Source organism: Nocardioides sp. Soil_C_8, from assembly GCF_057656315.1.
This window is the reverse complement of record NZ_JBDGKQ010000002.1, coordinates 15,128-26,812: the sequence shown is the minus strand read 5'-3', so window position 1 is coordinate 26,812 and position 11,685 is coordinate 15,128. Positions and strand designations below refer to the sequence as shown.

The 11,685-nt window shown below is 70.2% G+C and carries 5 protein-coding genes; all 5 read left to right on the top strand.

Annotation, left to right across the window (positions count from 1 at the left end; translation table 11 throughout):
- Positions 1-68 precede the first annotated feature (68 nt).
- The 5 genes from AC3A3L_RS09915 (at position 69) to AC3A3L_RS09895 (ending at position 11,637) form a co-directional block, all read left to right on the top strand.
- Positions 69-1,148: a substrate-binding domain-containing protein gene (locus tag AC3A3L_RS09915; protein ID WP_487639866.1), complete on the top strand. Its 1,080-nt coding sequence runs from the start codon at positions 69-71 to the stop codon at positions 1,146-1,148.
- Between the two features lie 183 nt (positions 1,149-1,331).
- Positions 1,332-2,525, top strand: a complete 1,194-nt coding sequence (locus AC3A3L_RS09910; RefSeq protein ID WP_487639865.1) for a Gfo/Idh/MocA family protein — start codon at positions 1,332-1,334, stop codon at positions 2,523-2,525.
- The gene (gene xylA, locus AC3A3L_RS09905) at positions 2,522-3,682 is read left to right on the top strand and encodes a xylose isomerase (protein ID WP_487639864.1); all 1,161 of its coding nucleotides are present in this window, start codon (positions 2,522-2,524) and stop codon (positions 3,680-3,682) included. Before AC3A3L_RS09910 ends, xylA begins: the two co-directional genes overlap by 4 nt.
- Before the next feature lie 183 nt (positions 3,683-3,865).
- Positions 3,866-10,318, top strand: coding sequence for a ThuA domain-containing protein (locus AC3A3L_RS09900; RefSeq protein WP_487639863.1), 6,453 nt, complete (start codon positions 3,866-3,868; stop codon positions 10,316-10,318).
- A gap of 311 nt (positions 10,319-10,629) precedes the next feature.
- Positions 10,630-11,637 carry a sugar phosphate isomerase/epimerase family protein gene (locus AC3A3L_RS09895; protein ID WP_487639862.1) on the top strand — a complete coding sequence of 336 codons (1,008 nt, stop codon included), beginning with the start codon at positions 10,630-10,632 and terminating at the stop codon, positions 11,635-11,637.
- Positions 11,638-11,685 lie beyond the last annotated feature (48 nt).

Here is an 11,685-nt window from a genome sequence, read left to right as displayed (position 1 = left end):
ACAGACGGAGCGCCGACCGCACCACCGCAACCAACGCAACAGACCGAGATGAACAAGGAGCACGACACATGCGACTGCGCACTCCCCTTGGACGGCACCAGAGCCGCCGCTACTCCGGCCTCGTGGTCGGCGCGGTCGCCGTCCTGTCCCTGGCCGCCTGCACCGGCAGCGCCCAGGACGCCGCCGAAGACGACGACAACGGCGGGTCGAACTCCGCACCGGCCGCTGCCGCCGGCAGCAACGACGAGGAGGGCGACCAGGTCACCATCGGCTTCTCGGCCCCTGCGGCGGACCACGGCTGGATGGCCGCCATCACCAACAACGTCCGCGACCTCGCCGAGGAGTACCCCGACATCGACCTGCAGGTCGCGGAGGGCACCAACGACGTCAACCTGCAGATCAGCCAGGTCGAGACCTTCATCAACGACAAGGTCGACGCCATCGTCCTGCTGCCCTTCGACGGCGCCGCGATGACGCCCGTCGCGCTCAAGGCGATGGAGGCCGGCATCCCGGTCATCAACGTCGACCGCGAGTTCGACGACCCCAACGCCGCCCGCGTCACCGTCCTCGGTGACAACTACGGCATGGGTGTCTCGGCCGGCCAGTACGTCTGCGAGCAGGCCGACGGCAACAAGAACGCCATCGTCGCCGAGATCGCCGGCATCGACTCGCTGCCGCTGACCCAGGACCGCAGCCAGGGCTTCGAGGACGCGCTGTCCGAGTGCGGTCTCGACGTCGACGCCCGCCAGGCGGCGGAGTTCACCGTCGAGAGCGGTGAGGAGGTCGCGGCCAACCTGCTCCAGGCCGAGCCGAAGATCGACTTCCTCTGGAACCACGACGACGACCAGGGTGTCGGCGTCCTCGCCGCCATCGAGAACGCCGGCCGCGACGAGTTCACCATGATCGGTGGCGCCGGCTCGGCCAACGCGATGCGCGCCATCCAGGAGGACAACGGCGTGCTCAAGGCGACGGTCATCTACCCGTCCACCCAGGGCGCCGACGGCGTCAAGCTCGCCCGCCTGCTGGTGCAGGAGAAGGCGATGAGCGACCTCGTCGAGGTCGAGGTGCCCCGCACCGTCCAGCTCTTCGCCCCGGTCGTCACGTCCGACAACGTCGACCAGTACATCGACTCGGCCTTCGAGTCCTGATCGGTTCCGCGGCGGCTCCCCACCCGGAGCCGCCGCGGCGCCACCGCCCCGACGGGCACCCAGCACCACCCACAGCGCCGCAGCCACCGCCCGGTCCGACCGACAGGGCGTCTCCCAGCTGCGCCCGCAGCAGGCTGCATCCCGGCCCCGTTCCCTTCACCCTGCCCTGCACGAGGAGGTCCGATGACCACCACTCCCGCCGCCCCTGACGGCCGACGCGACCTGTCGGTCGGCATGGTGGGGTACGCCTTCATGGGAGCCGCGCACTCCCACGCGTGGCGCACCGCCCCGCGCTTCTTCGACCTCCCGCTCCGTCCCCGCATGACAGCCGTCGCCGGTCGTGACCCCGAGGGGGTGCGCGCGGCGGCCGAGCGCCTCGGCTGGGAGTCCACCGAGACGTCGTGGCGGGCCCTCGTGGATCGCGACGACATCGACCTGGTCGACGTGTGCACCCCCGGTCACACCCACGCCGAGATCGTCATCGCCGCCCTCGAAGCCGGCAAGCACGTCCTCTGCGAGAAGCCGCTCGCCAACAGCGTCGAGGAGGCCGAGGCGATGGCCGCCGCAGCCGAGCGCGCGGCAGCCGACGGCGTACGCGCCATGGTCGGCTTCACCTACCGACGCGTCCCCGCGATCTCTCTCGCGCGGCAGCTCGTCGCCGAGGGCCGCCTCGGCACCCTGCACCACGTGCGCGCCCAGTACCTCCAGGACTGGATCGTCGACCCGCAGGCACCCCTGTCGTGGCGCCTGGAGAAGGACAAGGCGGGCTCCGGCTCGCTCGGCGACATCGGCGCCCACATCATCGACATCACCCAGTTCATCACCGGCGACACCATCAGCCGCGTGTCCGGCCGGCTGCGCACCTTCGTCGACGAGCGGCCGCTGCCCAGCGAGCACTCCGGCCTGTCGGGCACGGCCGGCACCGGCACCGGCAAGGTCACGGTGGACGACGCTGCGACCTTCCTCGCCGACTTCCGCGGGGGAGCGATGGGCGTCTTCGAGGCGACCCGCTTCGCGACCGGCCGCAAGAACGCGATCCGCATCGAGATCAACGGCTCGCGCGGCAGCATCGCGTTCGACTTCGAGGACATGAACGTCCTCCACTTCTTCGACGGCACCGAGGACGCCGGCACGGCCGGGTTCCGCCGGATCCTCGTCACCGAGGCCGAGCACCCCTACGTGGGCGCCTGGTGGCCGCCCGGCCACGTCATCGGCTACGAGCACGGCTTCATCCACCAGGCCGTCGACCTCGTCCGCGCGATCGCGGACGGCACCGACCCCACCCCATCCTTTGCCGACGGACTCCAGGTGCAACGCGTCCTGGCCGCGGTCGAGACCAGCTCTGACAACGATTCGTGGCAGGAGATCCCCGCATGACCGACTACACCCCGACCCCTGAGGACAAGTTCTCGTTCGGCCTCTGGACCGTGGGATGGCAGGGCACCGACGTGTTCGGGCCCAGCTCCCGTGACCTCCTCGACCCGGTCGACGCGACCTACAAGCTCGCCGAGCTCGGCGCCGCCGCCGTCACCTTCCACGACGACGACCTCGTCCCGGACGACGACAAGCGCGACGCCGTGCTCGAGCGCTTCGAGAAGGCACTGGCCGACACCGGCCTGGCCGTCGAGATGGTGACCACCAACCTCTTCGGGCACCCGGTGTTCAAGGAGGGAGCGCTCACCGCCAACAACCGGGAGGTCCGCCGCTACGCGCTCGCCAAGGCGCTGCGCAACATCGACCTCGCCGCGTCGCTCGGCGCGAAGACGTTCGTGCTGTGGGGTGGCCGCGAGGGCGCCGAGCACGGTGCCGCCAAGGACGTGCAGGCCGCGCTCGACCGCTACAGCGAGTCGCTCAACCTGCTCTGCGCCTACGTCAAGGAGCAGGGCTACGACATGCGGTTCGCCCTCGAGCCCAAGCCCAACGAGCCGCGCGGTGACATCCTGCTGCCGACCATCGGCCACGCGCTGGCGCTCATCTCCGAGCTCGACGACCCGGACATGGTCGGGCTGAACCCCGAGGTGGGCCACGAGGAGATGGCCGGCCTCAACTTCGCCCACGGCATCAGCCAGGCGCTGTGGCACGACAAGCTCTTCCACGTCGACCTCAACGGCCAGCACGGTCCCCGCTTCGACCAGGACCTGCGCTTCGGGGCGGGCAACGTGCGCGGCGCGTTCTGGACCGTGGACGCGCTCCTGGGTGCCGGCACGGGCAAGGCCTACGACGGCTACGTGCACTTCGACTTCAAGCCGCCGCGGGCCGAGGCCATGGACGGTGTCTGGGAGTCGGCGCGCGGCTGCATGCGCAACTACCTGATCCTGCGCGACAAGGTCCAGGCGTTCCGCGCGGACCCCGACGTCGTCGCGGCGCTCGAGGCCGCCGAGGTCGGCACGCTGCGCACCCCGACCCTCGGCGAGGGCGAGTCGCTCGCCGACCTCCGCGCGGCGTCGTACGACGTCGAGGGCCTCGCCACCCGCAGCGTGGGCCTGGAAGCCCTCGACCAGCTCGCCATGGAGCACCTGCTGGGAGTCCGCTGACACGTCCCGTGGGCCCGGCGGGCGCCGAACCCGCCGGGCACACCGCCCCATCCACCCGATCCACCCCCGACCGCAGCACCGCTGGACCCGCACGACCGCACGACCGCACGACAAGGGCCGAACGCCCGGGGACCCGCCCCGGAACCGATGGAGCGCACATCCGTCACCAGAGAAGGGATCGTGATGAACAGACTCATCACGCGGCTGCAGAGGCGCTCCCGCGTCGCAGTCGGCTCCACCATGGCCTTGATCGTGTCGTTGCCGCTCGGCGCGACCATCGGGCTGGCCTCCACGGCCACCGCGGCGCCGAGCCCGGCGACCGCCACCGCTTCTGCCCCTGACGTCACGGCGAAGCCCTCTTCGAAGTCCGAGAAGTCCGCGACCGAGGCCGAGAGCACCCTCGGCAACGCCGTCCCGTGGACCGCGGACGCGAAGGCCTCCGCCGCTGCTGCGGCGGACGAGTCGTTCGACGCGCTCCTCTTCTCCAAGACCGCCGCGTTCCGGCACTCCAACATCGACGAGGCCACCACCGCCATCCAGGCGCTCGCGGCCGACAACAACTTCACGGTGACGGCGACCGAGGACAGCACCGCCTTCACCGACGCGAACCTCGAGCAGTACGAGGTCGTCATCTTCCTCTCGACCACCGGTGACGTGCTCAACGCCTCGCAGCAGGCCGCCTTCGAGCGCTACATCCAGGCGGGCGGCGGCTACGCCGGCATCCACGCGGCCTCCGACACCGAGTACGACTGGCCCTGGTACGGCCAGCTCGTCGGCGCGTACTTCAACAACCACCCCAACGGCACGCCCACCGCGACCGTCAAGGTCGAGGACCCGGCGCACGCCTCCACGAAGGGCATCACTCCGCGCTGGCAGCGCACCGACGAGTGGTACAACTTCCGGTCCAACCCGGCCAACCCCCGCGAGAAGCTGCACGTCCTCGCCTCGCTCGACGAGACGACCTACGCCCCGGGCGGTGGCGCGATGGGCGCCGAGCACCCGATCGCCTGGTGCCAGGACTACGACGGCGGCCGCAGCTGGTACACCGGCATGGGCCACACTGAGGCGTCCTTCACCGACCCGACCTTCCTCGGCCACATCCTGGGCGGCATCCAGACCGCCGCGGGCGTCGTGGACTCCGACTGCAAGGCCACCCTGCCCTCCAGCTTCGAGAAGGTCGCGCTCGACGAGAACACCTCCAACCCGATGGAGCTCGCGATCGCCGACGACGGTCGCGTGTTCTACATCGACCGCAACGGCGCCGTGCGCATCATCCTGCCCAACGGCAACGTGGTGACCGCCGGCACGATCCCCGTCTACACGGGACAGGAGTTCGGTCTCCTCGGGATCGCCCTCGACCCCGACTTCGCCACGAACAACTGGGTCTACCTCTACTACTCGCCGCAGGGCAGCACGCCGACCGACCGCATCTCGCGGTACACCATGTCGGGCAACACACTGCAGCTCGGCACAGCAGTGACGATCCTCGACGTCCCCACGCAGCGTGACCAGTGCTGCCACGCGGGCGGCTCGATGGAGTTCGACAACGACGGCAACCTCTACCTCGCCACCGGCGACAACACGAACCCGTTCGACTCCGGCGGCTACTCGCCGATCGACGAGCGGCCCAACCGCAGCGCCTGGGACGCCCAGCGCACCTCCGCCAACACCAACAGCCTCAACGGCAAGGTCCTCCGCATCACGCCGAAGGACGAGGGCGGATACACCATCCCGGCCGGCAACCTCTTCGACGAGGCGGCCGACACCCAGCAGAAGACCCGTCCCGAGATCTACGCGATGGGCTTCCGCAACCCGTTCCGCATCGGCCTCGACGAGCAGAACAACAACATCCTCGTCGCCGACTACGGACCGGACGCCGGCTCCGTCAGCGCCACCCGCGGACCCAACGGTCGTGTCGAGTGGAACGTCCTGGACGAGCCGGGCAACTACGGCTGGCCCTACTGCGTGGGCGACAACACGCCCTACAACGACTACAACTTCGCCAGCAGCACGGCCGGCGCGGCGTTCGACTGCGCTGCCCCGGTCAACGACTCGCCCAACAACACCGGCCTGACCAACCTCCCGGCGGCCAAGGCCGCGACGATGTGGCAGAGCAACAACGCCTCGATCACCGGCACCCCGGAGATCGGTGCGAGCGGCGCGCCGATGACCTCGGGCACCTACAGCTACGACCCGGACCTCGCGTCCGACCGCAAGTGGCCGGAGTACTTCGACCGGAAGGCGATCTGGGCCGACTGGAACAACAACCGGCTCTTCACGGTGCAGATGAAGCAGGACGGCACCGGCTACACCGACCTCAACCGCTTCCTTGCCCCGCTGCAGATGCGGCGTCCGCACGCGCTGCAGTTCGGTCCCGACGGCGCCCTCTACATGATCGAGTGGGGCAGCGGCTTCAACGGCGACAACACCGACTCCGGCATCTACCGGATCGACTACGTCGAGGGCAACCGCGCGCCGGTCGCCCGCGCCACCGCCGACAAGACGTCGGGTGCAGCGCCGCTGACGGTGCAGTTCGACGGGACGGCGTCCTTCGACCCCGACACCGGTGACGCCACCGGTCTCACGTACTCGTGGGACTTCGACGGCGACGGCACCCCCGACGCGGCGACGGCGAGCGGCACCTACACCTACACGGACGCCGGCAACTACACCGCCCGGCTGACCGTGACGGACGTCGACGGCCGCAGTGGGACGACCAACCTCTCGATCACGGTCGGCAACACCGCGCCGACGGTCAAGCTGGTCCTGCCGCAGAACGGTGGCTTCTTCGACTTCGACGACTACATCAAGTACGAGGTCGAGGTCACCGACCCGGAGGACGGGACGATCGACTGCAGCAAGGTCGTCGTTCAGCCCGGCCTCGGCCACGACCAGCACTCGCACGACTACGAGCAGTACAACGGCTGCTCCGGCACCCTCGCGCTGCCCGGTGACACCGGACACGTCGGCGCCAACATCTTCGGCACCATCAAGGCCACCTACACCGACAAGGGCAACGGCGTCGCCGGCGCCCTCACCGGGGTCGACGGCGTGGTCCTGCACACCAAGCACAAGGAGGCCGAGTTCTTCGACCAGACCGGTCGCACCGGTGACAACACCGCCGGCGCCTCGGGTGTCGCGACGCAGACCACCACCGACGCCGGCGGCGGCCAGAACGTGACCGGGGTCGAGACCGGCGACTGGTTCGCCTGGGACGTCATGAACCTCACCGGGATCACCGGGGTCACCATGCGGGCCGCGTCGACCACGGCCGGAGCCGCGTTCGAGGTGCGCCAGGGCTCGCCCACCGGCACCGTCATCGGCACGCTCACGGTGCCCAACACGGGTGGCGCGCAGGCGTACCAGAACGTCTCGACCACGTTCAACGGTGCGACGACCACGAGCCAGCCGCTCTACTTCGTCGCCACCACCGGTGGTGCGAACGTCAACTGGCTCGAGTTCAGCGGGCGCGGTGTCACCGACAACAAGCCGCCGACGGTGGCCATCTCCGCCAGCACCACCAACGGCGAGGCGCCGCTGCCGGTCACCTTCAGCAGCACGGTGACCGACGCGGACGGTGACACGCCCGTCACCTACGCGTGGAAGTTCGGTGACGACACCACCTCCACGCAGGCCAACCCCAGCCACACCTACGACACGCCCGGCAAGTACGTCGTCGAGCTCACGGTGACGGACGCGCGGGGCGCCAGGACCACCAGGACGCTCGAGATCACGGTGAGGAGGGCGTCCGACACCTGCTTCAGCGGGCGGTCCGACGACTTCCTCGGCAACGAGCTCGACACCACCAGGTGGAACCGCAACGTCCGGGTCAACCAGTCCCTGACCGTGGCCGACGGGATGCTGACGATCCCGATCACCGCGACCGACATCTACCAGACGACCAACACCGCGCCGAACATCGTCCTGCAGGACCTGCCGGCCGGTGCGTTCGAGGTGACGACCAAGGTGACGCTGCCGGCGACGAAGGGCTACCAGCAGGGCGGCCTGATCGTCTACGGCGACGACAACAACTACCTGAAGCTCGTCTACTCGGGTCGGTCCACCGCCGCCAACGGCGACAAGGCGGCCAACGTCATCCAGTTCGCCAAGGAGACGAACGGGACGGCGTCGGAGTCCAACTCCGCCAACCTGGGTGCGGCCTTCCCCGACACCGTGTACCTGCGGATGTCGAGCACGGACGGCAGCACGGTGACCCCGTCGTACAGCACCGACGGTGACACCTGGCTCCCGATCACCATGTCGAACGGCACCACGGCCGCAGCGCGCAACCTGTCGGGCATCACCGCCCCCAAGGTCGGCCTGCTCGCCCTGGGCAGCACCGCGGCCTCGGCCACGCCTGCCATCAACGCACAGTTCGACTTCTTCACCATCACCCCGGACGACACGGCCGAGCCCTGCGCCCAGCCGTGCTTCGTCGAGGACTTCAACGGTCAGTCGTTGACGTCCCCGCCGTGGACGGTGGTGCGGCCGAGCGGGAACCTCACGGTCTCCGGCGGCTCGGTGAAGATCCCCATGGAGGGCACCGACCTCTACCAGACCACGAACACCGCTCGTGACCTGGTGCTGACCGACCTCCCGGACGGCCCCTTCGTGGCGACCACCAAGGTCACCGCGCCGGTCAACCGGCAGTACCAGTCGGCGGGCCTGCTGATCTACGGGGACGACGACAACTACCTGAAGCACGTGTTCCAGGGACGCAGCTCGGACCCGAACGCGGCGTCCAACATCATCCAGACGGCGCGGGAGACCGCAGGCACGGCCGTCGAGACCAACACGTCCGGGCTGGGAGCCACGTTCCCGAGCACGGTCTGGCTGCGGCTGACGAGCGAGGACGGCGAGCAGGTCCTCGGCAGCTACAGCACCGACGGGGACACGTGGACGAACATGTCGGGCGGCTACAGCCTGACCGGCATCACGAACCCGCGGATCGGCCTCCTCTCCGCCGCCAACCAGGCAGCCGGGGCCGGCATCACCGCCAGCTTCGACTTCTTCACCCTCGGTGAGGACGACCTCTGCGAGCCCGGTGGTGGTCCGACGGACACCACCGCGCCGACGACGACCATCACCATCCCGGGTGCCACGGGCCAGGCCGGCTGGTACACCTCGCGGCCGTCGTTCACCCTCGCCGCCACCGACGAGGCGGGCGGGTCGGGCGTCGCCTCGACCGAGTACCGCATCGCCGGCGGCGCCTGGACCCCCTACACCGGGGCCGTCCAGGTCACGGGCGAGGGCTCGCGCCTGGTCGAGTACCGCTCGACCGACGAGGGCGGCAACGCGGAGGAGGTCAAGTCGCTGACGGTGAAGATCGACACGGTCGCCCCAACCGCGACGATCACCGTCCCGACGGCCACGGGCCAGGACGGGTGGCACACCACGCGTCCGTCGGTCACCCTGGCTGCGGCCGACGGTGCGGCTGGGTCGGGCATCGCCTCGATCGAGTACCGCATCGGCGGCGGCGACTGGACGCCGTACACCCTGGCGGTCCCCGTCACGGGTGAGGGCGAGCGCCTGGTCGAGTACCGCTCGACCGACGCGGCGGGCAACGTGGAGACCACGCGGTCGCAGACCGTCAAGGTCGACACGGCGCCCCCGGTCGTCACCACGGCGGAGACCGGCAGCACCATCAAGACGGTCACCCTGACCGCCACCGACGCCACCTCGGGCGTGGCCGGCATCGAGTACCGGATCGGCGACGCCGCGGAGTGGAGCACGTACGACGCTCCGATGGCGTTCGACGAGCCGGGCACCTACCTGGTGCGCTACCGCGCCGCCGACAAGGCGGGCAACACCGCGGGCGGCCAGCTCGAGGTCGTCGTCAGCGGTCCGGGCGAGCCGGTCGAGCCGGCCAAGCCGTCGGTCAGCCTGACCACGGCGCCCGCCGCGGCCAACGGGCGTGCCAGCTGGTTCACCTCGCCGGTCACCGTCTCCCTCGCGGGTGCGGGCGGCAAGGGTGCGCTCGACCTGGAGTACCGCATCGGCGGCAACGGTGCCTGGACGGCGTACTCCGCGCCGTTCAAGGTGACCTCCGACGGTGTCACGCTCGTCCAGGCACGGGCGACCGACGCAGCCGGCACCGCGTCTGCGATCGGCACGCTCACCGTCAAGATGGATGCCTCGGCGCCCACCGTGTCCGTCGACGGCATCGCCGACGGCGCCAAGCTCGACGTCGCCGCGGTCCGCACGGGCCGGGTGACGGTCACGGACGCGACGTCCGGGGCAGCGGAGCAGGTGGTCCGGCTCGACGGCAAGGTGGTCAGCGCGCCCGTGCGCATCGCGGCGATGTCCCTGTCGCCCGGCACGCACGAGCTCGAGGTCACCGCCCTCGACGCGGCCGGCAACCAGGCGTCGCAGACCGTCACCTTCCGGGTGGTCGGGTCCTACGGCTCCGGCAGGAAGCTCGTCAACCGGCTCGACGACCAGGGCAGCGTGGGTCCGAAGCTGGCGGCGAAGCTGAAGAAGGAGCTGACGTCCGCCAAGCGTGCCGAACGGCGCAAGGACGCGGGCCAGGCCCTGCGGTCGCTCAAGAAGTTCGAGCGGCTCGCGTCGCGGGTGAAGAACAAGGAGGTGAAGCTCGCTCTCAAGCGCCTGTCGCGGACGCTGAAGTCCCAGCTGTAGGCGCCGGTCCGAGCACGAGGACGTCCGAAGGCGGGCGGCTCGGCCACCACGTCACCCTCGGGTGAGGTGAACCGGTGCGGACGCAGGATCGGCCCTGCGTCCGCCCGGTGGCCGGGCGCCCGTCCGGGCGGGGGGTGGCGCCGCGAGGCGCCGCCCCCAGCGGCCGGTGCCGGGACACGGCGCTCCGTCCCGGCACCGGTCCGCGCGGCTGCCCAGCCACCCGACCACCCCGATCCACCTGACCAGCACGACCAGAACCACCAGCACGACCACGACCAGCCGAACGCACCACCACACCCTGAGGAGCACACATGCCACGCCCCGTCACCCTGTTCACCGGCCAGTGGGCCGACCTCCCGTTCGAGGAGGTGTGCAAGCTCGCGTCGGGCTGGGGCTACGACGGCCTCGAGCTCGCCTGCTGGGGCGACCACTTCGACCCGTGGGCGGCCGTGGAGGACGAGTCCTACGTCCCGGCCAAGCTCGAGATGCTCGAGAAGCACGACCTCCAGGTGTTCGCCATCAGCAACCACCTCAAGGGCCAGGCGGTCTGCGACGACCCGATCGACGCGCGCCACCGCGACATCCTCCCCGACCGCATCTGGGGCGACGGCGACGCCGAGGGTGTGCGCCAGCGCGCCGCGGAGGAGATGAAGATGACCGCCCGCGCCGCGCGCAAGCTCGGCGTCGACGTCGTCGTCGGCTTCACCGGGTCCTCGATCTGGAAGTACGTCGCGATGTTCCCGCCGGCCTCCCAGGCCCTCGTCGACGCCGGTTACCAGGACTTCGCCGACCGCTGGAACCCGATCCTCGACGTCTTCGACAGCGAGGGTGTCCGCTTCGCCCACGAGGTGCACCCCTCCGAGATCGCCTACGACTACTGGACCACCGTCGCGGCGCTCGAGGCCATCGACCACCGCGAGGCCTTCGGCCTCAACTGGGACCCCTCCCACTTCGTCTGGCAGGACCTCGACCCGGTCGGCTTCCTGTGGGACTTCAAGGACCGGATCTACCACGTCGACTGCAAGGACGCGAAGCGCCAGGTCGGCAACGGCCGCAACGGTCGCATGGGCTCGCACCTCGCGTGGGCCGACCCCCGTCGCGGCTGGGACTTCGTGTCCACCGGCCACGGCGACGTGCCGTGGGAGGCGTCGTTCCGGATGCTCAACACCATCGGCTACGACGGCCCGATCTCGGTGGAGTGGGAGGACGCCGGGATGGACCGCCTCGTCGGGGCGCCCGAGGCGCTGGAGTTCGTGAGGCGGCTCGCCTTCGACGCGCCGACCGCGGCCTTCGACGCGGCGTTCTCGACCTCGTCCTGACCCTGAGGCCCCCTGATGTCTGCCGTGCCCCCCGCCCATCGTCCGAGG